Here is a 25,034-nt window from a genome sequence, read left to right on the forward strand (position 1 = left end):
GAAAAAAAATAATCCCGGCCACCAGAAGGCAAAACCGGGATTTAGAAACTGTTATTTTCTCTGAGCGGAAGATATCATCTCCCAAAATCATCCTGAAGACGAACGATATCATCCTCATCAGAAGGATGAGAAGCATCGGTATGTTGCCAGATCTCTGCCACCATACCCCAATCTTCTTTTCCGATCAATCTATGTCTTTCGCCTTGTTGGAGTTTGATCTTGTCACCTTTGCCCAGCTCCTTGATCTCAGACTCCACATCTGTCAGGCTCGTCGCCACGGCTACTTCTCCATCGATGCATCTCCAGATCTCAGCTCTGCGAAAGTGATATTGCCAGCTTAACCTCTTTCCAGGAGCGACCAATAAGATCTTTGGACTCAGTTTTTCAGAAATTTTCAAACTTTCAAAATCCTCCTCCGGAAAAAACTCTTGGGCAAAAGCTGCTGCTTGGGACTCATCCAGCACCAAAAACCCACCCCAAGGCCTCTCTCTATCCTGCTTGACGATCTCAAAACCAAGATCTTCCATCAACTTTTCCGCTTTCGCAAATACTTCTTCTTTTGTTCTCATGCTTATTTTTCTAAAAATTGGCGTGGCTAAAATAATCGATGTTGCATTCAGAGCCTTTGATTTTTTGGAAAAATTCTAATTGAAAAAGGGAACTGAGGTTAGAGACAAGGGATTTTGTCAGAAACCAAGAGGTGTCAGAAAAAGAAGAAACGAGACAATAATCCCTAAGTCAAAATTGGAATTCCTACCTGCTATCCCTAGCTTTTGAACTGTATTAATTCTACCCCATGAACTCCAGTCATCTTTCCCATAAAGGCTTTACCGCCACTCAGACTCCGGCTCGAGTAGATATGAAAATCTATTTCGAAGCGATGGAAAATCTCTATCATCCTGACCAAAATCCATCTGGCGCATTGCCGATGAATGTGGCCGAAAATCACCTGTGTTGGGAAATGCTGAGAGAAAGAATCCAAAAAGTGACCCGAGAAAATGACATCCCGGACTGGGTAGCCAGCTATACTGACCCTTCCGGAGCACCAACTTTTCGGGAGGCTACTGCAGGTTTTCTTTCCAAATTTCTCTTCAAGGTTCCGGTTGATGCAGAAAGCCTTGCCTTTTCCAGTGGAGCCACTTCTGTGATCGAGATGAGCGCATTTCTCTTGGCAAACCCTGGAGATACCGCCGTGATTCCGGCTCCCAGCTATCCCGTCTACACTGGTGACATCGGAGTGGTGCCAAGTGTAAAAAGATATGATCTCCAAACCCACGTCGAAGTGACTGAGCTAAATGGAGGAATTTCGATTTCTACAGAGTTATTGGAAAAAGCAAAATCCGACATCGAGAGCAAGGGGAGCCGCTTCAAAATCCTGATTCTGACAACACCGGACAATCCTACCGGAGCGATTTACTCTGAGGAGCAATTGAGAAAAATCGCTGATTGGTGCATCCAAAACGAAGTGCATCTGGTCGTCAATGAGATATATAGCCTCTCTCGTATCGATATCTCTCATCCAGAACTCACAGCATCCTATCCCAACCCAATCGACTTTGTTTCATTTGGGAAATTGATGGCTGAATATCAAAGTCCATATCTTCATTTTTGGTATTCTTTTTCCAAAGATTTGGGGATTTCGGGCTTTCGTGTCGGTTTAGTCCATTCCCATAATCAAGACTTTCTGGATGCGTACAGAAATGCCGGTATGGGCCATTCCATATCCAATTTCACTCAATGGGTCATGCAAGAAGTGATGGCTGACCATACTTTTTTGGAAGCCTATTTTACAGCATATCGCAAGGAACTCACCCAGTCTTACCTGATTGTGACTCGGGCTTTACGCAGTATGAATATCACATTTAGTCCTTCGTATGGAAGCCTTTTTGTCTGGATGGATATTTCCCGATTTTTGGGAGAAAAAACTGAAAAAGGGGAAGAAAAGCTATGGATTGATATCTATGAAAACACTGGAGTACTGCTCACCCCGGCTCATGGATTTGGACATCAAAAAAGAGGCTTGTTCCGAATGGTGATCAGCGGTATGGATCATGCTGCGCTACAAGTGGCAATGGATAGGCTCTACTCTTATTTTACAGACAAATAAACCCTCACGATGAAAAAGCTCTTTGTACTAGGTTTCGCTTGGTTGGCTTTTGCACAGGTTCAGGCGCAGGATTTCCAGCAAATTTTGGATCAGGAGGTCAATGGCAAAATGCCAGGCATACTGCTAACTATTGCATCGGGAGACGGGACAGTCCACTGGTCAGGTGCGGCAGGTCTGGATGTACTGGAGCCAGCCGACTCACTGGAAGCTACTCAAACATTCCGGATTGCCAGTGTGACCAAAACTTATGTAGCGGCTAGTATATTACGCTTGATGGAAGAAGGTATACTGCACCTGGAAGATCCAGTCTCAAAGCATATTTCAGCAGCACATGCAGCCATCCTTTCTCAGGAATATGACCTAGACCAAATCACTCTAAAACAAGTATTGAGACATTCAGCGGGCTTTTTTGACCATACCCATGCGCCAGAGTTCTTCGACACCATCTTGCAAACTCCCGCCCATGAATGGACTCGAACTGAGCAATTTCAGCTATGTGTGGACAAGGGAGATCCCATCGGACCTCCGGGAAAGCAGTTTAGCTACTCAGACACAGGCTATTTGATTTTGGGAGAAATCATCGAAAAGTACACCGGAAAAAGTCTAGATGGAGGTATCAAGGAACTATTAAAGTTGGAAGCCTTGGGACTGGAGAGAACGGATTTTGAAAGAGAAGACCCGGCTACCGATGCATTGCGGATTCATCAGTATTTTCAAGGAATGGATACATTCGGTTTTAGTCCCACGATAGATTACTATGGCGGAGGAGGGCTACTTTCCACCACAGAAGAGTTGGTTCAATTTTTCAAGGCTTTATTTGAAGGAAGGGTTTTTGAAAATGAAGAAACCCTGAAGATCATGCTAGAACCGGTGAAATATGAAAAAAAGGCCAGTATGGACTATCAGATGGGAATGTACCGAGTCGAAGTGAACGGTTTGGAGGCATACACCCATACTGGTTTTTGGGGTACACAGGTGATATACATCCCTGAAAAAGATCTCTACATGGCCGCCAACTATTCCAGCATTTGGAGAGGAAGTGCCGTTGCTCCTGTTTTTGGAAAAATCGTGAAGGAGTTAGATAAGAAGAATTAATACTCCCCGTCATTGCGAAAAAGCCCTAAGGCAAACGTGGCTATCTATTTCCCACAGATCTACGCAGAAAAAGCCGCAGACTTTTACAGATTTTATAAACTCCGACTCTACCATATATTTCTCCGAAGGCTTATTTCATTGAATTTGACTAATTCACTCAACTTCTCCAAAGCCTTCCAACGGACAAAAAACTGTCCGAAAAAGAACAAGCTAAAATCAAAAAATGCCCTCAATGCGCTTCAAACTCACATGGCATTGTGATTGAGTTACCTTCGGTATGCTAAACTTCTTACTCTGGCTGATCCTCTTGGTCCTATGCTGGCCGATCGCTATCCTAGCCCTAATCCTCTATCCTATTGTCTGGATTCTCTTACTTCCCTTCCGACTACTTGGCCTTGCCATCGATCTATCTTTTGATCTAATCAAAAAAATCCTGATGCTGCCTTTTACGATTTTAAAGAAGGCATAAGAAAAACCTGGAATAGTCTTCAGCCACAGACAAATCCTCTGGAAAACGAACCAAAAAAAACCGACAGAAGATATTCCTGTCGGTTTTTTTATGAGTCAGGCTCTAGTTTTATTCCAAGCTCTTGCCAGTGATCCGGCTATATTCCTGCTTCATCGCTTCCAATTTTTCAGGCTGTGAGGCTGCCAGATTGTTCGTTTGGCCGATGTCGGTTGAAAGCTGGTAAAGTTGATATTCCGGAGAATTGCCGATCTCTATATTGACAGATTTGATCACCGGGGAACCCTTGTATGGAGGAATCATCACATAATCTCCCTGACGTAGTGCTGTCCGGCCAGTGGCTTCAAAAAGTAAGTTTTCGCGCCCTTGATCGGATTCACCGAGAAGAGTCTGGAGTAAGTCTTGGCTATCTTCTCCTGTCGCTGTGCTTCCGGTAAGGGCTGCCAAAGAACTCAGGAGATCCAGTTGGGACACCAATGCATCTGATACTTTTGGCTGAACTTTCCCTTTCCAATACACCATAAAAGGAACACGGGTCCCTGCTTCAAAGAGACTGTATTTTCCACCTCTTAGTGGACCGGCAGGAGTATGATCTCCCAGTTTCTCGACAGCATCATCATAGTAGCCATCATTGAGTACGGGACCATTGTCCGAACTGAACACGATCAGAGTATTCTCCAAAACGCCTTCATTTTCGAGAGTTTTCAAAAATTCTCCAATCATCCAGTCTGCTTCGAGGATCACATCACCTCTTGGCCCCATACCAGATTTTCCTTCAAATCGAGGATGGGGAGTTCTCGGTACGTGAGGCTGCTGGAAAGCATAGTAGAGGAAGAATGGCTCGTTTTTGTGTTCCTTGACATAGGCTGAAGCTTTCTCCAAAAAGTGATCTGCCATATCCACATCACTCCATTTAGCAGCTTCGCCACCTTTCATAAAGCCGATGCGGGGCACTCCGTTGACGATGCTATTATTATGACCATGATGCCATTTCATAGTAGTCATATCTGGATTATCCTTGCCGGTCGGCTCTCCTTCGAAGTTTTCAGAATAGCTCACTTCGATCGGATCATTAGGATCCAAGCCTACGACATTCCCATCTTGGATATAGACGGTCGGCACTCGATCCTGAGTAGCTGCTAGGATGTAGCTATAGTCAAATCCCACTTCATTTGGTCCAGGAGAGATATGCTCGTTCCAGTTGACCTGACCGGATCCCAATCCCAAATGCCATTTGCCCACAATTCCGGTATGATAGCCTTGAGCTTTTAGCATTTTTGGCAGGGTCATCAACGTAGTATCAATGATCAGGGGAGCAGTACCTGGAAGGATTTTAGCATCCGAATTTCTCCAAGGATAGCGACCTGTCAGCAGGGCATAGCGACTAGGAGTACAGGTAGCCGAGGAGGCGTACCCATTGGTGAATCGAACGCCTTCATTGGCAAGGCGGTCCATGTGAGGGGTAGAGAGCTCTGTGGCTCCGTAGGCACTCATGTCGCCGTAGCCCAGATCATCCATATAGATGACGACGATGTTGGGCTGTTTGGTTTGTTCATCAGTATCGGCACTTTCGGAAGCTTTGCCACAGGAAAACAGCAGCAAGGAGGCCGAAAGCCCAAGAAAAAGGTTGGACTTGATATTCATGGAAATTAATTGAATGAACTTGCAAAATAAGGCCAGTTGGCCTAAGACTCAAGCTATTTTTTACCCATTTTACGAAATGGATTTCCGCACTTCTTCAAACTTTTCTATTGGTTTTAGCTAGAATAGATTCTATTTTATGCTGCATTTTGCTCAAACCTAGAAAAATAACCTGATGAAGAACCGATTGTGTGCCCTCGGGATGCTCTCCACCCTATTTTTTGCCTGCTCCGAAAAAGCCCCCACCCAACTCAGTGATGAAGCTTACGCTCAACTCACAGACGAGGAAAAAAGAAGCCCTGAGCATGCCCTTGATGGGATTTTGGTCAAGGATGAGCGATTGGAACTGGAGCTTTTCGCCTCCGAACCTATGCTCATCAATCCTACCAATATGGATATTGACGATAGAGGCAGAGTGTGGATTACTGAAGCATTCAACTACCGAACCAACCTTAATCCCAAAAACCCAACGCATGCCGAAGGGGATAGAATCTTGATTTTGGAGGACACTGATGGAGATGGCAAAGCCGACAAATCCAAAGTTTTTTACCAAGGTTCAGACATTAATGCCCCTTTGGGGATAGCTGTTTTGGGTGATAAGGTTTATGTCTCCGTTTCACCTTATGTCTATGTGTTCACGGATGCGGATGGGGATGATGTGCCGGAGAAAAAGGAGATTTTGTTTGAGGGCGTTGGGGGGGTACAGCACGATCATGGGATGCATGCTTTTACGTTCGGTCCTGACGGAAAAATCTATTTCAACTATGGAAATGAAGGCAAAGGCCTGCACAATGCAGATGGCTCACCGATCATGGATCCGATTGGAAGAACAGTCAATAGCCAAACTCAGCCTTATCGAGAGGGAATGGTTTACCGGATGAATCCGGATCATTCTGAGGTGGAAATTTTGGGTTGGAACTTTAGAAACAACTATGAATTAGCGGTGGATAGCTATGGACGGATGTGGCAGTCTGATAATGATGACGATGGCAACCGAGGCACCCGAATCAATTACGTAATGGACTATGGAAACTACGGTTTCAAAGATGAAATGACCGGAGCGGATTGGAGGTCAAGAAGAATCAATATGGAGGATTCCATTCCTCTTCGCCATTGGCATTTGAATGATCCTGGGGTCGTTCCCAACTTGCTTCAAACTTATGCAGGTTCACCAACAGGGATTCTGATTTACGAGGGAAAATTGCTTCCTGAGGAATACCAAGGACAAATGATCCATTCCGACGCCGGACCGAATATCGTTCGCTCCTATCCTGTGAGCCAAAATGGCGCCGGCTTCAATGCTAAAATCCTCAATTTATTGGACGGGAACGCACGAGACAATTGGTTTAGACCTTCTGATGTGACAGTGGCTCCTGACGGTTCGCTATTCGTTTCCGATTGGTATGATCCAGGAGTGGGCGGTCATGCTGTGGGTGATTTGGAAAAAGGCAGAGTTTATCGTCTTTCTCCAAAAAACACCCCATACAAGGTTTCTAAGCCAGATTATTCTTCTATTCCTTCTTTGATCCAATTGCTTCAAAACCCAAATCGAGCGACCCACTTTAAGGCTTTTATGGCATTGGTAGCCAAAGGAAGTAAAGCTAAAGAAGCCCTAGAAACGCTCTATGCAGAAGGAAATCCTCGCATGAAGGCACGGGCTTTTTGGGTATTGACCAAACTGGAAAATGGCAACGATTACATCCACACTGCCGCAGAAGATCCAGATGAAAATATCCGTGTTGCTGCTGTGCGTGCCTACCGAGAAAATCATATGGACAATGTGGAATTCCTTTCCAGATTGGCAAAAGATCCGTCGCCTCAGGTTAGAAGGGAAGTTGCTTTGGCTATTCGCTATGAGATGCAGCCGGAGATTTGGAACCTACTCGCCCAAAGCTATGAATCTGGAGACCGCTGGTATCTGGAAGCTTTAGGCATCGCCGCGGAGGGATTTTGGAATGAATATCTTCCAGCTTATTTGGAGAGCTTTTCCCCCAACTGGATGGAAAGCGAAGCTGCCAAAGATCTCGTTTGGAGATCTCGCTCTTCTCAGACAGCTGACCTGTTGGGCAAATTGATTTTGTCCCAGCCGGGTAGAAACAACCTGCGCTATTTTCGAGCTTTAGATTTCCAAGACCCCCAGGCAAAAGACAAGACTTTGAAAGCCCTTTTAGCACATGCTTCTGAAGAAGATCAGGTCATTATTTTGAGGCAATTGGCATTTGATCCGAAAATACCAGACACTCAAATTTTAGCCTTGGCAAGAGAAACTGCCAACAAGATTACCGACGAGCAGGACTTTTTGGAAATAGTCCAAAAATATGGAATCAGTAATCAGGCCGAACGCCTGGAAAAAATGATTTACGAGTCTGAAAATGGACAAATCTCAGGTTCTGCAGCTTGGATTTTCTTCAATCTGTATGGACCTCTTCCAATCGAAAAAGCCTTTGCCAATATAGATGAAGACCAAGCGGTTTTGGCAATCCGTAAATTCGGTACGATAGACAATGAAGCAATGGCCCAATTGCTTTCCAAAATTTATCTAGATGAAAAGCAATCCGAGGCCAAGCGAACAGCAGCCATGGAAGAAGCAAGAGGCTACAATAGCGAGCCATACCTTTGGTCTTTGGTACAAGAGGATAAAATCCCCGCTGATCTATTGCCGATTGCTCAGAAGATATTGATGGGTTCTTGGAATGGAAACATCCGGGAGGAAGCAACTAAGAAATTTGGAAATTCTAGTAACAGTGCATACGAAGTACCCAAGCTTTTGGCGATGGAAGGAAATGTGGAATCCGGCAAAACACTAGCCTCGACCTATTGTCTGGCCTGTCACGCAATCGGGAATGAAGGGATTGATTTCGGGCCGGGGCTATCCGAAATCGGCGATAAACTATCCAAGGAAGGTTTGATCAATGCGATTGCCAATCCTTCGGAAGGTATGGGCTTTGGATACGAGACACAATTGGTCAAAATGAAGGATGGCACCGAGTTCCAGTGCATCGTCAACTCTAAAACCGAAAATGATCTGATTGTGAAATTAATCGGCAGTAGCGAGCAGAAGATCTACAAACTCGATCAGGTCGAGAGTGTCACTCAATTGGAAACATCCTTGATGCCCAAATTCCCACTTTCCGATCAGGAAATGGTGGATTTGGTGAGTTATTTGGAGACATTGAGAAAGTAAGACTGAAGGTTGAAGTTTGGAAGCCGGATTCTAATTTCAGGTCTCTGTCAGCGAGGCGCTGCAGCCAATATTGCTTCACTGCACCTGCCTTGAGGAGACAATTGAAACCGGTGACCATTGTCCAGAAATACAGGTAGCTAAATTCAAAGAAAAATATCTTTTGTATGAAAAGCCTCGGTCTGCGTCGGGGTTGATTTTCTCACTTGCCAAATAAAATTTCCAGCGTAGCTGTTTACCTTTTACTGCTTTCATGATAAGAGGGTATATCTAACCTTTTATAATCATGAAACAGTTTGCCATTACTATTTTCTTATTTCTAGCCCTGGCTTTTCAGGCTAGCCAGGCCCAGATCACTTATGGGATCAAAGGAGGATTGAATTATTCCTCTACCACTTTTACCAATGATTCGTACAAAACCAAAGGAGTTTTTGGAGTACATATTGGGGGATTTGGAGCTTATCAGATTCAAGATAAGCTAGTGCTTCATTCCGAGCTTCTATTTTCTACAGAGGGAAATGACTGGGAGTATCTGGTAGGAAACCAAAATACAGGAATCATGAAAATGAGTCTGATCCGCCTACCGATCCTTTTGAAATACCAATTGGCAGACAACCTGTATGTAGAGGCGGGACCTCAGCTCAGCTTTTTGCTTTCTATCTCTCAATCTATTGATGATGGGGAATATGTAGATCTGAAATATCTCTATGACAAGGTTTTCTTCGGCTACGGACTTGGGCTGTCTTACGATCTGAAGCAAGTTTCCGATCTGCTGACTGTAGGCCTGCGATACAGCGGAAACTTTTCATATATCAATAATTCTGACGTCGGAGGAGAAGATGTCTCATCGAAATTGGCTCAGTTGACAGTGGGCTATCGACTCAGGTAAATTCGGGTTTAGTTGATTGATGGAAAAGCTGTTTTGAACTGTTCGAAGCAGCTTTTTATTTTACACATCGTTCAGAAAAAGAAAGTGCCACCTGGATATCAGATGGCACTTTCTTTAGTTTTTAATCTATCTACTATTGCTTCTCCTCTACCTTTCTTCTTCTCTCCAGCATTTCTTCTTTGGAGATCTGATCCACTCCATAAGTCCGATCGGGACCGCCTTTTTCCATAAATTGATCCACAAATCCCTGACTCAATTCTGAATTGTCCTTGTATTTGGCTCTCAGCTCGTCCAGCTTCTGATGAAGCTCAGCGCGAATCTCCGCATAAGCCGGATCCTCATAGACATTTTTCAATTCCAAAGGATCCTTTTGGCGATCGATCAGCTCCCATTCATCCTCTACATAGTAGTAGTGGATCAGTTTGTAATCCTGAGTGATGATCGCATAGTGTCGATTGACCATGTGCTCGGCCGGATACTCGTAGTAATGATAATACACCGCATCACGGGTCCACTGATCCTCCTGTCCTGTCAACAGCGGAACCATGCTTTCTCCTTGCATATCGGATGGAGCTTCTATTCCGGCAGCATCTAGGAAAGTCTGTGCAAAATCAAGATTTTGTACCAAAGCATCGGATTGGGTTCCTGCTTTCACTTTGCCAGGCCAGGCTACCAAAAGCGGGGTTTTGAATGATTCATCGTAGACGAATCGCTTGTCAAACCATCCATGCTCTCCCAAATAGAATCCTTGGTCAGAAGTGTACACGATAATGGTATTTTCCATCAGGTCATTGGCCTCCAGATAGTCCAGCAATCTTCCTACATTTTCATCCACTGAAGCGATCGTGCCCAGGTAATCCTGCATGTAGCGATTGTATTTCCAGCGCATGGTTTCCTCCTCGCTCATGTTTGGATAGGCCTTTTTGAAAGCTTCATTGATCGGGCCGTAGGCTTTGTCAAAACTAGCCTGCTGCTCTGGCGTAAATCGCTTCATCATATTGATCAAACGAGCCTTATCAGGTCCAATCTCAGGGAGTCCGAGTTCGTCCATGGTCTCTGCAGACAGCTTGTTGTCTCCCGACCAACTCATGTGCTTCAGGATATTCATCTCTGTCTCCCCTGCAGGGGCAGTCCGACCGGAATAATCATCAAACAAGGTCTTGGGCTCCGGAAAAGACTTAGTGGTGTATTCTTCCAGATGTCGCTCTGCCATCAGCCAAGCGCGATGTGGTGCCTTATGCAAATACATCAACATAAAAGGTTCTTCCTTATTCCTTTCGGTATCCAACCAGTCAATGGTCATGTCTGTGATGATATCGGTCACATAGCCTTCCTTCTGGATTTTACCTTCGTTTTTGGTGATGAAGTCGGGATTGTAATAGGAACCTTGCCCCGGCAAAATCTTGAATTGGTCAAAACCTTTGGGATTGTTGCCAAAATGAAGCTTTCCAAACATAGCCGTCTGATATCCTGCGTCCTGGAAGAGCTGCGGGAAAGTCACATTGGTGGTATCAAAAGGGGTAAGATTATCGATTTTACCATTCAGATGCGAGTGCTTTCCGGTAAGGATCGTCGCGCGGCTAGGTGCACAAATGGAATTGGTCACAGAAGCTTGAGTAAACAGCATCCCCATCTCTGCTATCCGATCGATATTCGGAGTTTCGATCAGAGAATTGTCATAAGCTGAGATCGCCTGATAGGCATGATCATCAGACATGATAAAGATGATATTAGGTCTCTCCTGTGCTGTTGTTTCAACTTTTTGCTCACAGGAGAAAACCGAAATCAGGGCTAATCCTCCAAGCAATAAGGGTGAATATTTTTTCATAATGACGTTTAAAAATGACTGCGTGTTATTGGTTGGAAGGCGTCCTTCCGTCAAAGATCTTATCTAGCAATTCGGTGTTTTTACCTCCTGCGTAGGAGTTGTTTTCCTGCAAATAATCCAGATACTCGTTCAGGTATTGTTGGGAAATCTGGGAATTGTCGCCGTACTTTTCTCTCAAACCATCCAGTTTTTGATGCAACTCCGCCTGAATCTCCGCATAGGCTGGATCATCGTAGACATTTTTGAGCTCCATAGGATCATTGATCCGGTCAATCAGTTCCCATTCATCCGCATCGAAGTAGTAGTGTACCAACTTGTATTCCTTCGTCACGATCGCATAGTGACGCTTCACCATGTGCACGGATGGGTATTCGTAGTAGTGATAGTAAACGGCATCTCTAGTCCACTCTCCTTCTCCGGTCAGGAGTGGAAGCAAACTCTCGCCCTGCATATCACTAGGCGCATCTATTCCTGCCGCCGCCAAAAATGTCTGTGCAAAATCCAGGTTTTGAACCATCTCGTCAGACTTGGAACCAGCAGCTACTTTTCCTGGCCATGCCACTAGCAATGGAGTTTTGAAAGACTCATCGTAGATAAATCTCTTGTCAAACCAGCCGTGTTCGCCCAAGTAAAACCCTTGATCGGAAGTATAAACGATGATGGTATTTTCCATCAGGTCATTGGCTTCCAAATAGTCCAAAACTCGGCCCACATTTTCATCAACTGCCTTAATGGTTCCCAAATAATCCTGCATGTAGCGCTGGTATCTCCACTTCATCTTATCCTCCTCGGTCATGTTTGGATACGCTTTCTTGAACTCCTCAATCATCTTATTGTAAGATTCATCCCATACAGCTCGTTGCTCTGGATTCATTCGGCCCACTTCCCCTTCAAAGGCAGCTTTGTCCCAGCCAGAAGTCGGTTCGATTCCCAACTCATCCATCACTGCCGGTGGAATCTTGGAATCACCTCCCCAGTGCATATCCTTCAGCAAATTCATTTCCGCCTCATGAGCTGCACGACCTCTTCCAGAGTAGTCATCAAATAAAGTCGGAGGCTCTGGGAATGTTCTCTGTGTAAATTCAGCAACGTGTCTGCCAGCAGGAAGCCATTCTCTATGAGGAGCTTTATGCAAGTAAAAAAGCAAGAAAGGATCTTCCTTCTTTCTTTCATTTTCCAGCCAGTTCAAAGTCATATCCGTGATGATATCGGTCACATAGCCTTCCACTTGGATATTCCCTTCGTCTTTGGTGATAAAGTCAGGATTGTAATATTTCCCCTGACCAGGAAGAATTTTGAATTGATCAAATCCCTTCGGACTGTTCCCAAAATGCAATTTGCCAAACATCGCTGTCTGATAGCCCGCATCTTGAAAAATCTGAGGAAAAGTCACATTCGTCGTATCAAAAGGAAAATGGTTGTCCACTTTGCCATTGATATGCGAGTGCTTTCCTGTGAGAATCGTCGCTCTAGAAGGAGCGCAGATAGAATTGGTCACGGATGCATTGGTGAAAAGCATTCCCATTTTAGCAATTCGGTCGATATTGGGAGTCTCGATCAGCTTGTCACTATATGCCGATATCGCCTGATAGGCGTGATCATCAGACATGATAAAGACAATATTGGGACGAGAAGATATTTCTTCTTCCTCACTCTTTTGGCAAGAAAAAAGTCCCGCCACTAGCAGGGAAGCAACAAACAAAAGGGGTTTATTCATAAGATTTTGGGTTGGATCAAAGCTCGGGAAAGGAAAACTGAAGCCTAACATCAGGTCTTCCGAATCCCAAACAGAAAGAATCAGCAAAGTAAAAAATTTCCTTTGCTTTATTTAGAGCAAAAGCCCTAAAATAATTAGTTTTTACGTGAATGGATTCTTTATCTTGTGCCCACTATTGCTTTCAGAAATTTTAGAACCGCTCTCATACATGAAAATCAAAGCCACATTTCTACTTCTTCTTTGTATCCAGTATGCTTTTGCTCAGCAAGAAAAACCTAATGTGCTCTTTATCATCTCTGATGATTTGACCACGACAGCTTTGGGAACTTATGGGAATGAAATCGCCCAGACACCCAACATTGATCAACTGGCTTCGGAAGGAGTAGTTTTCAATCGAGCCTACAGCCAATACCCTGTTTGCGGGCCTTCCAGAGCCTCATTTATGTTTGGCTACTATCCCAATGCCACAGAAACCTATGGCTATGTCAGTGGTCGGGAAAATGTAGGACCTGAGAAAGTATCACTTTCACAGCATTTCAAAAACAATGGCTACTACACGGCCCGAGTCAGCAAAATCTATCACATGGGCGTGCCTATCGATATAGAAAAAGGCTCTGACGGACAAGATGATCCAGCCTCTTGGACAGAGAAGTTCAACTCCCAAGGTCCCGAATGGACTGCCGCCGGAAAAGCCGAACTGGTACAAAACAATCCTGATGGTAGCATCGAAAGAAAAGGCGGAAATGTGATGACCATCGTCCAAGCAGATGGAGATGATTTAGTTCATTCGGATGGAAAAACTGCTGAAAAAGCTTCAGAATTGATCCGGAACCATAAAAATGAGCCTTTCTTTTTAGCAGTAGGATTGGTCAGACCCCATGTACCTTTTGTAGCTCCAGCGAGTTATTTTACTCCTTTCCCTTGGGAAGGCATCGTCCCACCTCCCGTGGTAGAGGGAGACTGGAGCGATATCCCTGAGCGTGGGATCAACTATGTGACCACCAAAAACGGCGAGATGAGCTACATTCAAAAGCAAAAAGCCATCGCCGGCTATTATGCCTCAGTTTCCTATATGGATGCGCAGGTTGGGAAGATTTTGCAAACACTTCGTGAGGAAGGTTTGGAAGACAATACCATAGTAGTGTTCACTTCTGATCATGGGTTTCATCTGGGAGAGCATGATTTCTGGATGAAAGTGAGTTTGCATGAAGAATCAGTCCAAGTACCGCTGATCATCAAAGCTCCTGGGCTGGCACCGATTCGCACTGATTCCTTTGCAGAGTTGGTAGACCTCTACCCTACTTTGGCCGCCATGGCAGGAATCTCAGAGCAAGATCATTTGCAGGGAAAAAACTTAGAGCCAGTCTTTGACAATCCCCAATTGGAAGTCAGAGACTATGCCTTCTCTGTGACGCAGGGAGGAAATACCTTCCTGATCCGAACAGACCGCTGGGCCTATATCCAATACAATGAGGATGGATCTGCAGGTGCGGAACTCTTTGACATGCACCAGGACCCCAAGCAATACACCAACTTGACTCAAAATCCCCATTTCCAATCTGTCGTAGATGAAATGAAAGCTATTTTGAAAGAAAAACTGGCAGAGGTAAGACACAATGATTTGGGAAAAACTTATGAGTAAAAATTCTGTTTTCACTATCAAAATAAAGCTGAGGAGCCTCATTCAGGCCAGCTCTATTTCTCTTGGACTTACTTGGCTAATTAGCTTTGCTGCTCAGGCGCAGATTCAGGTAAAACCACTTCCTATTCAAGCTGAAATTAAAAAAGAGGGACTCAGCCAAATTTTGGATGGTCCATCTATCCTCAAGCTAAAGGACTATTTTGTCTGGGGCGGCTCGGTAGTGCAAGGGAAAGACAAGAAATATCACATGATTTTTGCTTTGTGGGAAAGTGGCCCAGACACCGATAAATTCACCAATTCTTGGGTCTTGGAAAGTAAGTTGGGCTATGCAGTTTCTGATTTTCCGGATCGTGATTTTCAGTTTCAAAAGATCATACTCAAAGGTGCTCGATACGATGGAGACAGCAGTGCCTGGGGTGCGCAGATGGTTCACAATCCTCACATTAAAGAATTTAATGGCAAATATTTTCTCTACTACATCGGAGGAAAAGATTCTGGGCAGGCTGCAGCTCCGGGACTTGACAAGCGATCCCGGGTCCAGCAGTCCCAGCAAATTGGTGGACTCACATTTGATTCTTTTGAAGATCTAGTAGCCGGAGATTTTGAAAGAGCCAAAGAACCTTTGATCTCGCCACGAACTAGGGTCAAATCCGAAAATGTCCTCAATCCATCTCCAGCAGGCACTGTGGCCAAACCTGATAACCTAATCGTGGTCAACCCTTCGGTGACTTATAATCCCCATACGAAAGAGTACATGCTCTTTTTTAAGGGGAACATCTACGAACCCTACTGGAAAGGGGTGCACGGAGTAGCAACAGGCCCCACTCCACTGGGACCTTTTGTAGCTAAGGACAATTTCATTTTTGATGTCAAGATGCCCGACGGATCCATCGCCAGCACGGAAGATCCCTATGTATGGTATGCTTCAAAGTTCGATTGCTTGTTTGCGATCGTCAAAGATTTTACCGGAGTGGTAGCCGGAGGGGAGAAAAAAGCACTGGCCCTGTTGAGTTCCAAAGATGGGATTGAATGGAAAGTAGCGGACTCCCCTCTTTTTTTGAAAAGAGAAGTGACTCTTCCGGAAGGTGGAATTCTCAATTTAGAAAGGATGGAAAGACCGCAACTTCTACTGACAGAAGACGGACTGCCGACTGTGCTCTACACAGCTGGCTCGATCGAAAATGTGAACGTTAAAAATGACGGAAGTTCTTTTAACATCCAGATTCCTCTGAAAAACAGATAAGTAATAAGAAGCAGTAGAAAACCTTTCAAATACTTTTTTATAAAGGTCATTTCCATTGGAGAAATCAGAACTAAAAGCCTTAGAAAATGCTTTTTCTTTGGTGATTGACTCGTGCTTATTATATTCAAAAAATTGAGGAGCGCAGTCTCTTTTTTGAACCTTAATCCAACCAATTGTAGAATGACCAAATCACCCGGGATCAAAACCAAAGAGAAAATTCATCAGGAAGCTATACGACAATTCAGTGAATTTGGCATCCAAAATATTACTAGTAGACATATTGCAAAAGGCATCGGCATCAGCTATGGCAACTTAAACTACCATTTCAAAACCAAAGAAGATTTGATTTGGGATATTTACCGCAGGATGAGAGAAGAGATGGATGCCACCTATATAGAGAAAGGTGAAGAGATGAGTGCCTTGGAGCACTATCACAAATTACTGCTTCAGTTAGAGGACTTTCAGTACAAGTATCAATTTTTCAATCTTGACGTTTTGGAAATCTGCCGATGCTATCCTTCTGTCAATGAATCGATACAAAATACGCTCAAAGAAAGAAAGAAAATATCGCTATCAATTCTAAGCAGTATTATTGAGGAAGGATTTATGAATCCAATCCCACAAGAAACCTTGGAGAGGATTGAGCATATCAATCGGATGATTGTTTCATTTTGGCTGACACAAAGAGACGTCTTGATCTCTTATGACTACAGACAAAAAGGTGATATGGTCAAATCTATCTACACGATGCTTCAACCATACCTGACATTGGAAGGGAAAGAAGAAATAGCGCGAAACATAGAAAAACACGGATACTCTCTGCTTTCCAAAAAATAGAGTTGACTATAGAATCAGCACTCAAAGCCCGCAGAGTCACCACAAGGAAGGATATCATCCTGTGCTTGGAATGATGGTTTCTGGTTACGCTAAAATCGAAGAGATATTCCGCGTAGGTAATTATTCTTAATCCAACACATCACTATCCCTCTCACTAAAGGCGACACTTGCCCTTTACAAAAATTTAAATCCAACTCATTTTATTTCTGGCTATCCAATACAGATTTTGAAGAGTCCCGGTTTGGGACTCTTCTATTTTTTAAGTAGGGAGGGCATTTAATTTCAGCATTTTTTCAACAAAATATTTTCTAAAAAAAATCAAATTTCGACCCATTTAATAAAAAACAATAAAGCATTCTAGTTCATTTATTTTTTTAATTAAGTCTTTGATTTTTTGTAATTTTTTCGAAACCGATTCCGTAGAATAAATAAATCGGGCTCAATAATTAGTACGTTTGACCTAATTTTTATATAAATTACTACGCTTTACACTCTTAAGCCTTTTAAGAGACTGCCCTTTTCTTATTTAAATAATCCTAAAGCTTATGCAAAATTTTACAAAAAAAGCTTCCGGAATTAGTGGAATATTCCCCTTCAAAGGATCTCCACCTAATTTGGGAATTCTAATTTTGGCACTTGCTTTCTTGACCTTTGCCAATCCCTTATTGGCAAGACAAAGCAACCCAATCGTAGTCACCGGTACTGTTACCGATGAGGAAGCTGGCCTTCCCCTTCCAGGCCTGACTATTCTGGTCAAAGGAACGACGACCGGCACTGTAACAGATAATGATGGCAACTATTCCATCCAGGTACCAAGTACTGAATCCACTCTGGTGTTCTCTTATGTAGGATATGCTGCCCAAGAGATTCAAGTAGGCAATCAAACCAGAATAAATGTCATCATGGGGCCTGATGTCAGTTCTTTAGACGAAGTCGTAGTAGTGGGATATGGTACTCAAAAAGTAACGAATATGACTGGAGCTGTAGACGTAGTAGATGGCAAGACTTTGGCGGACCGCCCTTCACCTTCAGTTTCACAATTGCTTCAAGGGACCTCACCAGGTTTGACTTTTAGCACCGGGAATTTTGGGTTTCAGCCGGGCGCAAATATGAATATCCAAATCAGAGGACTGGGATCACTCAATGGAGGCTCGCCTTATGTAGTGATCGATGGGATTCCTGGAGATATGAATCGACTAAACCCTAATGACATCGAGTCAATTTCTGTACTAAAAGATGCTGCGGCCTCAGCGATCTTTGGAGCCAGGGCACCTTATGGAGTTATTGTAATCACGACGAAATCAGGTAAAGGCAAATTAAAAGCAAGCTATTCAGGAAGTGTAGGAGTTGCTACCCCTCAGAACTTGCCTTCTATGATCAATTCTTACGATCATGCGAAGGTAATCAATGAAGCGGGTGTCTTTGGAGCAGGAGGCAGGTTCTTTCCAGATCGAACTATCGATAACATCTTAGCTTTTCAAAGAGGTGACTATGATTTCTTAAAATCCACTGCCAATTTCCCATCAGATGCTACCCATTTTGAAACCACTCCCAATCCCAACAACGTCAATCAGTGGGGATTCAATCAATTTGGCAATGCCAACAGGGATTGGTTTGACGAGTATTTTGGAACAGGCATGATCCAAAAACATGATTTGAGCATCTCAGGAGGCACAGACAAGACATCTTATTACTTTTCTGCGGGCCTTTATGGCCAAACTGGAGTTTTGAACTATGGTACTGACTATTTTGACAGATACAATATCATGGGTAAAATCACCACCTCCATCACAAAGGATTGGGATTTCACCTATCAGCCGAGATTTTCGAAATCTGTCAGAGAACTTCCAAACATGGATAGGCAGGGAAGTTATGATTTGATTTTTCATCAAATCGCCAGAACCATGCCTACCAATGCAATGTATGATGGGTATGGCAATATCATGATTCAGTCTAAAATTCCTTGGGTGAATGATGCCGGCACTGATAAAACTGAAACGATAGAAAATTGGCACACCTTTGCCACAGATATTCGGCCAGTGGAAGGATGGACGATCCATGGAGACTTTGCCATGCGCAATACTGACATCTTCTACGTAAGTGATGAGCTGACCGTCTATGATAACTTAGTGGACAGATCTGTCACTCCAAGTGGCAACACTGTACCGAGCAATACTCGCAGAACCCATTACAGCAACTTGTATTGGACTTCCAATATTTACTCATCCTACGAACTGAATGTCAGTGAAAAACATAATTTCAAAATTATGGTAGGTTCGCAATTTGAGAAGTTTCAAAATCGTAATCTTTCTGGATATAGAACCAACCTATTGGTACAAAACGTCCCTTCTTTGAATACCGCAGATGGAGAGATCCAGATGACCGAAGGCCTCCGGACGATTAGTACCCAGGGCTATTTCGGAAGATTTAACTATAATTTTGACGAAAAGTATTTGGTGGAATTAAATGCCAGATATGATGGTAGCTCTCGATTCAGAAAAGGAAATAGATGGGGATTTTTCCCTTCATTCTCCCTAGGATGGAATCTCGACAAGGAAAACTTTTGGGACCCTATCAGCTCTGCTGTCAACACTTTTAAAATCAGAGGCTCTTGGGGAGAACTTGGAAACCAAAATGTAGATCCCTATCAGGATTTATTATTGATCCCACTTTCGGGCAATGCTGTCAACTGGATTTTCAACCCAGGCCAATCAAGACCTATCGGATATGCAGGCACTCCTTCTCTAGTCAGTCCCGACTTGACATGGGAAACGGCCAGATCCATAGACATTGGAGCTGAAATGAGCTTTTTGGATAAGAAATTAAAGTTTGTTTTCGATTGGTTTGAGAGAACTACCTTTGATATGATTGGTCCAGTAGATCCCGCACCAGGAGTATTAGGCTCATCCGTGCCTCAATCTAACAATGCTACTCTGAGATCCCGTGGATGGGAAAGTACTATTAGCTATGGAAACACACTTTCTAATGGCCTCACTTATTCAGTAGGATTCAATATTTATGATGGAAGAACCTTCATTACAGAGTATTTGAACCCTACCGGGGTACTTTCCAATTGGTATGAAGGAAGAGAGCAAGGTGAAATCTGGGGCTACAGAACAGACGGCCTTTATCAAAGCCAGGAGGAAGTAGATAGCTATACTGCACAGGTAGACCTTACAGATTTGACCGGGTTGGCATGGAATCCAGGCGATGTGAAATATGTAGATGTTGATGGAGACGGTTTTGTGGACAATGGCTCCAATACGCTGGAGGATCATGGCGACTTGTCTATCATCGGCAATAGTACTCCGAGATGGCAATATGGCTTCAATTTTAACTTGGCATATAAAGGCTTGGATCTATCCATGATCTGGAGAGGCGTAGGCAAAAGGGACCTGTTCTTCGGGGCCAACGAAAACATTTTCTGGGGCTTTAGAACCGGTAACCAATCTTCAATTTTCCCTGAACACCTGGATTATTTCAGAGATACTCCTGGAGACATGTATACTGGGCTTTATGAAGGAGAGGCCAATATCAATTTGGATTCATACTTTCCTCGACCTTACATCAACAATGCCCAGAATAACAAAAACCGTCTGACGAATGACAGGTATCTACAAAATGGAGCCTATCTCAGATTGCAAAACCTTCAAATAGGATATACACTACCTCAGCCAGTTTTAGACAGAATGCGCCTGAGCAATTTCCGGGTATATGCCTCCGGTGACAATTTGTTGACTTTCACCAAACTGCCAGTAGGTATAGATCCAGTCGCTGTGAGTAGCTCTTGGGGTGCAGGAAAGTCCTACGGAGCTGACCGCATGTTCACTGTTGGTCTTCAGGTTTCTTATTAATCAAAAAGGAAGAATACAATGAAAAAATCTATATATACACTTGGGCTGGCGACAGTGCTTCTGGCAACCTCAGGCTGTGAATCTTTCATAGATCAGGCTCCAGAAGATCAAATTGCAGTAGAAGACTACTTCAAAACCAGCAATGATGTTGAAAACTATGTAAAGAAGTATTATGCTTCTTTGCCTACTCATGGCTCTGCAAACTTACCCCTATCAGAGAATAATTCCGACAACCTTATTGTAGCAGTTCCTAACTCCGTCATGCACGGCACTCGTGCACCGAGAAATGGACAATGGACCTCAGAATGGGCTGATATTAGAAGTATCAATATCCTTTTTGACAATCTAGATAATGTAGAAGAAGATATCAGCCGGTACGCGCAATTCCTCGGAGAAGCACACTTCTTTAGAGCTTGGTTTTATTACGAAAAACTCCAGACCTATGGAGACGTGCCTATCTATGATCATCAACTCCTGCCGGGGGATGAGGATCTATACAAAGCGCGAGATCCAAGAACGGAGGTTGCTGATTTCATCTTAGCCGATTTGGACAAGGCATTTGAATATCTGGGAGATCGGGCCAGTGTAGGAAACTCCACCTTGAATAAAGAAACAGCTCTGGCTTTCATTTCCCAAGTAGCGCTATTTGAAGGTACATGGCAAAAATACCACGCAGGTACTGTTTTTGGAACAAACGGTGCGGACCCCGACAAATATTTTCAAGCATCTATAGCTGCCGCTGAAAAACTAATGAGCGGAGACTATACCGTAGGTATTTATTCCACCGGTCAAGCGGAGATGGATTATTACAACTTGTTTGGCATGGATAATATGTCATCTGTAGATGAAGTATTGTTCTATAGAATAGCAAGCACAGCAGAGCAACTAGGGCATGAACTTCAATTCTATACTACTCGCAGAACTCGTGACATGTCTCTCACCTGGGATTTGATTACTTCTTACTTAGGCAAAGACGGCAAGCCTTATGACTATGCGTCCCTAGCTCAAAACACCAAAGGCAATGACTTTTTAAGTCAAATCGCTGATGATACAGATCCGAGACTACATGCTACGGTATGGATGCCCGGAGACTTGAGAGTAGCTAGCTCCAATCAGACATTCGATAAACCCTTCCTGACAGGTGGTTCAGAAGAATTATGCGCGACGGGCTTTCAAGTCAAAAAATTCTCAAACCCATATTCTTCAGCCGCCGGGGCAGATTTCGGAGGATATAGTCAAACTGGAAGAATCTATTTTCGCTACGGCGAGGTTTTGCTGAATTATGCTGAAGCCATGTATGAACTGAACGGAACAGTAGCTTATGATGTATTGAATTTACTCCGGGATAGAGTCGGAATGCCTGATTTTGAAGTCATTCCACTTTCTGAGTACCGGGATAACCTAGTGGATTACGGCTATGCGATAGACGATGCATTGTATGCTATCCGTAACGAAAGAAGAGTTGAGTTGGCCTTAGAAGGACAAAGACCTGATGATTTCAAAAGATGGGCAGCTCATACTTTGATAGCGGGCAAAAGACCAATTGGCTATCCTTTCGATCAGGATGAGTTTCCTGCCTACAGCCCTTTGTTGACACCAATGGGCCAAATGGATTATTTTCAGACACAAATGCCAAATGGATATGGGTTCAGACCTGATCAGGATTACTTGACCTCTATTCCTTCAGATGAAATTGTGTTGAATCCTAACCTGGCACAAAATCCAAATTGGGAATAGCGACTTAGCTCATTCAACTTAATCTAGTTATTGGGGACATTTTATGTCCCCTTTTTTTAGCAAATCATAGAAAAGCAAGTACTATCATTACCACTCAGTGGCTTACCTTGTAAACCTGAAACACCCCTACCCTTTTACTTCATGCGCTACAATTACTCTTTTCGCTTCATCTTTCTGCTTTTTTGCTTGAGCCCGCTTGGTGAATCCTGGGGTTTTCAACAACCAAAATTTTCCACAAATGACCTAGACCACTATATCTGGTACGACCGTCCGGCAAAAGCCTGGACAGAGGCCATCCCCATTGGCAACGGCTACATGGGAGGAATGGTCTTCGGCGGCATCGAGCAAGAAAGAATCCAACTCAATGAAGGAACGCTCTATTCAGGTGACCCTAATTACACCTTCAAAAACCTCTCGATTAACAAATATTACCCGGAAATCACCGAACTGATGGAGGCAGGTGAATATGGAGAGGCTCAGCAGATGATTCAGAAAAACTGGCTGGGAAGAGCCCAAGAGTGTTTTCAGCCCATGGGCGATGTCTGGATTGATTTTGACCACCCGGGCGAAGTAAGCAATTACAGCCGAAGTCTCGACTTGGCTACCTCGACTGTCAAAGTTCGCTATCAAGTCGGAGATGTCACTTACACAAGAGAATATTTTGCCTCCTACCCCGATCATCTTATCGCTGTCAAGATTACAGCAGACCGTCCCGGCCAGATCAATTTGAACTTAGGCCTTTCGACCCCACACAAGCCTACAGAAAAAGTATTGGTAGAAAACTCGCAACTCGTTCTTCAGGGAAAAGCCCCCGGTATAGCCTTGAGAAGAAGCATCGAACAGGTGCAGTCTGCCGGAGATCAATTCAAATACCCGGAAATCTTTGAAAAAGATGGCTCCCTTCGCCCTGGAGCAGAGACCGTCATGTATGAGGAGGATGTGTTTGGCTTGGGAATGGCTTTCGATACGCGAATCAGTACACGAAATAAAGGCGGAAAGGTGGACTATCAGGCCGATCATGTGTCTGTAAGCGGAGCAGATGAAGTAGTTTTCCTGATCACTGCTGGGACGAGCTACAAAGGATTTGACAAATCACCAGCCTTCGAAGGGGCAGATGAAAAAGCCAAGTCTATAACTACGCTGGAAAGTGTCCGTACCAAAAGCTACGAAACCCTCTATCAAAATCACACCGACGACTATCAAAACCTATTCAATCGGGTTCAGTTTAGTCTCGAAAAACCAAGTAAACAATCTCAACTTCCCACTGATCAGCGTGTCAAGTTTTTCGAAAATGGCCAAGATCCCTCTCTGATCACTCTTTACTTTCAGTTTGGGCGCTACCTGATGATCTCCGGCTCTAGACCGGGAGGTCAGCCGCTGAATCTACAGGGAATCTGGAATGCTGAAGTCATTCCTCCATGGGCCTCAGCCTATACCATGAACATCAACTTGGAGATGAACTACTGGCCAGCCGAACTCACCAACCTTTCCGAATGCCATGAACCCTTGTTTGACGCCATCAAAGAACTAGCAGTCAATGGAGAAGAGATGGCCCGCAACATGTTTGGAAGTCCGGGATGGGCTGGCAATCACAACATGTCAGTTTGGAGACAGGCCGAACCGGTGGATTTATGCCCTTGCTCTTTTTGGCCGATGGTTTCTGGCTGGCTGATGAGTCACATGTGGGAGCGCTACCTGTTTTCAGGAGATGAAGAGTTTCTTCGAAATGATATTTTCCCTTTATTGGAAGGAGCCGTGCTCTTTTACGACGATTGGCTGGTGCAAAACAAAGATGGTTATTGGGTGACTCCTGTGGGACACAGCCCGGAAAACAAATTTTATTATCGAGGGAAAGAGTTTTCCACCCAAAGCCCGGGACCTACCATGGACATGGCTTTGATCCGGGAATCTTTTTCCAGATATCTAGAAGCCTCGGAGAGATTGGGAATCCAAACAGATTTCACCGCCCAAATCGCAGAAAAGCTCCCTCAGTTGCTACCGTATCAAATCGGAAAGTATGGTCAACTGCAAGAGTGGCAATTTGACTTCGAAGAGCAAGAACCCAAGCATCGACATATTTCCCATTTGTATGGCTTTCATCCCGGCAATCAGATCACCACTGCGCACAATCCTGAACTCGTATCTGCAGTAGAGCAAAGCATGATCAGACGCGGAGATGAGGCCACAGGCTGGTCCATGGGCTGGAAAGTCAATGTCTGGGCACGCCTGGGAAATGGCGACAAAGCCCTTCAACTTCTAACTAATCTACTCAGACTAGTGGAATCGGATGGAAAGCAAAAAAGTGGAACCTACACTAATCTCTTCGATGCACACCCTCCTTTTCAAATCGATGGGAATTTTGGCGCCACAGCAGGAATAGCTGAAATGCTCGTGCAAAGTCATCAAGGCTATGTAGAACTACTTCCTGCTCTTCCTACCTCCTGGAGAAATGGTGAAATTCAAGGGCTCAAAGCCCGAGGAGGGTTTGAAGTAGGGATCAACTGGAAAGCTCAAAAACTGAAATCCGGATCCATCAAATCCACGATTGGAGGATTGCTTCCCATTCGATCGTTGGTTCCTTTGAGCTTCGGGGAAGGAGTCCAATTCATCGATAAAGGCAACAATAGATTCTTACTCCCGATCAATCCCGGGAACTCTCTAGATCATTCGGAGAATGATGGGGCTACTACTGAAGCTCCAGTCTACTATGATTACTTCATCCACACCACCCCAGGACAACTCATTTCTTTTGAGTCCAATTAGATCTACATGCATTACACTCCGTCTGTCCGACATA

General features: G+C 44.1%; 15 protein-coding genes. 10 read left to right on the forward strand and 5 right to left on the reverse strand.

Annotation, left to right across the window (positions count from 1 at the left end; translation table 11 throughout):
• Nucleotides 1-74: 74 nt before the first annotated feature.
• Nucleotides 75-569, reverse strand: a complete 495-nt coding sequence (locus G460_RS0107600; RefSeq protein WP_026954789.1) for a cupin domain-containing protein — start codon at nucleotides 567-569, stop codon at nucleotides 75-77.
• A gap of 227 nt (nucleotides 570-796) precedes the next feature.
• Between G460_RS0107600 and G460_RS0107610 the strand changes: the two genes are divergently transcribed.
• The gene (locus G460_RS0107610) at nucleotides 797-2,107 is read left to right on the forward strand and encodes an aminotransferase class I/II-fold pyridoxal phosphate-dependent enzyme (RefSeq protein ID WP_026954790.1); all 1,311 of its coding nucleotides are present in this window, start codon (nucleotides 797-799) and stop codon (nucleotides 2,105-2,107) included.
• Between the two features lie 9 nt (nucleotides 2,108-2,116).
• A complete protein-coding gene (locus G460_RS21625; RefSeq protein WP_051315965.1) occupies nucleotides 2,117-3,202 on the forward strand; it encodes a serine hydrolase domain-containing protein in 1,086 nt (361 codons plus the stop codon).
• 577 nt (nucleotides 3,203-3,779) lie between these two features.
• Here G460_RS21625 and G460_RS0107630 read toward each other — a convergent pair.
• Nucleotides 3,780-5,312, reverse strand: coding sequence for a sulfatase family protein (locus tag G460_RS0107630; protein ID WP_026954793.1), 1,533 nt, complete (start codon nucleotides 5,310-5,312; stop codon nucleotides 3,780-3,782).
• Between the two features lie 172 nt (nucleotides 5,313-5,484).
• On the opposite strand from G460_RS0107630, the gene G460_RS0107635 reads away from it, so the two are divergent.
• On the forward strand, nucleotides 5,485-8,493 hold the full coding sequence (locus G460_RS0107635; RefSeq protein WP_051315966.1) for a PVC-type heme-binding CxxCH protein: 3,009 nt from the start codon (nucleotides 5,485-5,487) through the stop codon (nucleotides 8,491-8,493).
• A 75-nt stretch (nucleotides 8,494-8,568) separates the two neighbouring features.
• Here the strand turns inward: G460_RS0107635 and G460_RS23165 are convergent, their stop codons facing one another.
• The gene (locus G460_RS23165) at nucleotides 8,569-8,745 is read right to left on the reverse strand and encodes a hypothetical protein (protein WP_157366887.1); all 177 of its coding nucleotides are present in this window, start codon (nucleotides 8,743-8,745) and stop codon (nucleotides 8,569-8,571) included.
• A 31-nt stretch (nucleotides 8,746-8,776) separates the two neighbouring features.
• Here G460_RS23165 and G460_RS0107640 point away from each other — a divergent pair, with 31 nt between their 5' ends.
• A complete protein-coding gene (locus G460_RS0107640; RefSeq protein WP_026954795.1) occupies nucleotides 8,777-9,379 on the forward strand; it encodes a porin family protein in 603 nt (200 codons plus the stop codon).
• A 133-nt stretch (nucleotides 9,380-9,512) separates the two neighbouring features.
• Here G460_RS0107640 and G460_RS0107645 read toward each other — a convergent pair whose 3' ends face one another.
• Both G460_RS0107645 and G460_RS0107650 read right to left on the reverse strand, forming a co-directional pair.
• Nucleotides 9,513-11,207: a sulfatase family protein gene (locus tag G460_RS0107645; protein WP_026954796.1), complete on the reverse strand. Its 1,695-nt coding sequence runs from the start codon at nucleotides 11,205-11,207 to the stop codon at nucleotides 9,513-9,515.
• Nucleotides 11,208-11,232: 25 nt separating this feature from the next.
• Complete coding sequence (locus G460_RS0107650) at nucleotides 11,233-12,924, reverse strand: sulfatase family protein (protein ID WP_026954797.1); 1,692 nt, start codon at nucleotides 12,922-12,924, stop codon at nucleotides 11,233-11,235.
• A gap of 208 nt (nucleotides 12,925-13,132) precedes the next feature.
• Here G460_RS0107650 and G460_RS0107655 point away from each other — a divergent pair, with 208 nt between their 5' ends.
• From G460_RS0107655 to G460_RS21630, 6 genes are all read left to right on the forward strand, one after another.
• Nucleotides 13,133-14,566: a sulfatase gene (locus G460_RS0107655; RefSeq protein ID WP_035464101.1), complete on the forward strand. Its 1,434-nt coding sequence runs from the start codon at nucleotides 13,133-13,135 to the stop codon at nucleotides 14,564-14,566.
• A complete protein-coding gene (locus G460_RS0107660) occupies nucleotides 14,559-15,809 on the forward strand; it encodes a glycoside hydrolase family protein (protein WP_035464214.1) in 1,251 nt (416 codons plus the stop codon). The genes G460_RS0107655 and G460_RS0107660 overlap by 8 nt, the downstream gene beginning before the upstream one ends.
• Nucleotides 15,810-15,989: 180 nt before the next feature.
• Entirely contained in the window at nucleotides 15,990-16,646 is a 657-nt protein-coding gene (locus tag G460_RS0107665; protein WP_026954800.1) for a TetR/AcrR family transcriptional regulator, read from the forward strand.
• A gap of 545 nt (nucleotides 16,647-17,191) precedes the next feature.
• Nucleotides 17,192-20,500, forward strand: a complete 3,309-nt coding sequence (locus tag G460_RS0107670; protein WP_051315967.1) for a SusC/RagA family TonB-linked outer membrane protein — start codon at nucleotides 17,192-17,194, stop codon at nucleotides 20,498-20,500.
• 18 nt (nucleotides 20,501-20,518) lie between these two features.
• Nucleotides 20,519-22,237, forward strand: a complete 1,719-nt coding sequence (locus G460_RS0107675) for a RagB/SusD family nutrient uptake outer membrane protein (RefSeq protein WP_026954802.1) — start codon at nucleotides 20,519-20,521, stop codon at nucleotides 22,235-22,237.
• A gap of 141 nt (nucleotides 22,238-22,378) precedes the next feature.
• Nucleotides 22,379-25,000, forward strand: a complete 2,622-nt coding sequence (locus G460_RS21630) for a glycoside hydrolase family 95 protein (RefSeq protein WP_051315968.1) — start codon at nucleotides 22,379-22,381, stop codon at nucleotides 24,998-25,000.
• Nucleotides 25,001-25,034: the final 34 nt, after the last annotated feature.

Origin of the sequence: Algoriphagus vanfongensis DSM 17529 (genome assembly GCF_000429465.1) — a bacterium.
Taxonomy (GTDB): Bacteria; Bacteroidota; Bacteroidia; order Cytophagales; family Cyclobacteriaceae; genus Algoriphagus; species Algoriphagus vanfongensis.

Bases quoted from the DNA above. Each gene is read 5' to 3' on its own strand.
- G460_RS23165 (WP_157366887.1), bottom strand. From the start codon at position 8,745: ATGAAAGCAGTAAAAGGTAAACAGCTACGCTGGAAATTTTATTTGGCA.
- G460_RS21625 (WP_051315965.1), top strand. From the start codon at position 2,117: ATGAAAAAGCTCTTTGTACTAGGTTTCGCTTGGTTGGCTTTTGCACAG.
- G460_RS21630 (WP_051315968.1), top strand. From the start codon at position 22,379: ATGCGCTACAATTACTCTTTTCGCTTCATCTTTCTGCTTTTTTGCTTG.
- G460_RS0107675 (WP_026954802.1), top strand. From the start codon at position 20,519: ATGAAAAAATCTATATATACACTTGGGCTGGCGACAGTGCTTCTGGCA.
- G460_RS0107655 (WP_035464101.1), top strand. From the start codon at position 13,133: ATGAAAATCAAAGCCACATTTCTACTTCTTCTTTGTATCCAGTATGCT.
- G460_RS0107665 (WP_026954800.1), top strand. From the start codon at position 15,990: ATGACCAAATCACCCGGGATCAAAACCAAAGAGAAAATTCATCAGGAA.
- G460_RS0107670 (WP_051315967.1), top strand. From the start codon at position 17,192: ATGCAAAATTTTACAAAAAAAGCTTCCGGAATTAGTGGAATATTCCCC.
- G460_RS0107640 (WP_026954795.1), top strand. From the start codon at position 8,777: ATGAAACAGTTTGCCATTACTATTTTCTTATTTCTAGCCCTGGCTTTT.
- G460_RS0107635 (WP_051315966.1), top strand. From the start codon at position 5,485: ATGAAGAACCGATTGTGTGCCCTCGGGATGCTCTCCACCCTATTTTTT.
- G460_RS0107650 (WP_026954797.1), bottom strand. From the start codon at position 12,924: ATGAATAAACCCCTTTTGTTTGTTGCTTCCCTGCTAGTGGCGGGACTT.
- G460_RS0107660 (WP_035464214.1), top strand. From the start codon at position 14,559: ATGAGTAAAAATTCTGTTTTCACTATCAAAATAAAGCTGAGGAGCCTC.
- G460_RS0107645 (WP_026954796.1), bottom strand. From the start codon at position 11,207: ATGAAAAAATATTCACCCTTATTGCTTGGAGGATTAGCCCTGATTTCG.
- G460_RS0107630 (WP_026954793.1), bottom strand. From the start codon at position 5,312: ATGAATATCAAGTCCAACCTTTTTCTTGGGCTTTCGGCCTCCTTGCTG.
- G460_RS0107610 (WP_026954790.1), top strand. From the start codon at position 797: ATGAACTCCAGTCATCTTTCCCATAAAGGCTTTACCGCCACTCAGACT.
- G460_RS0107600 (WP_026954789.1), bottom strand. From the start codon at position 569: ATGAGAACAAAAGAAGAAGTATTTGCGAAAGCGGAAAAGTTGATGGAA.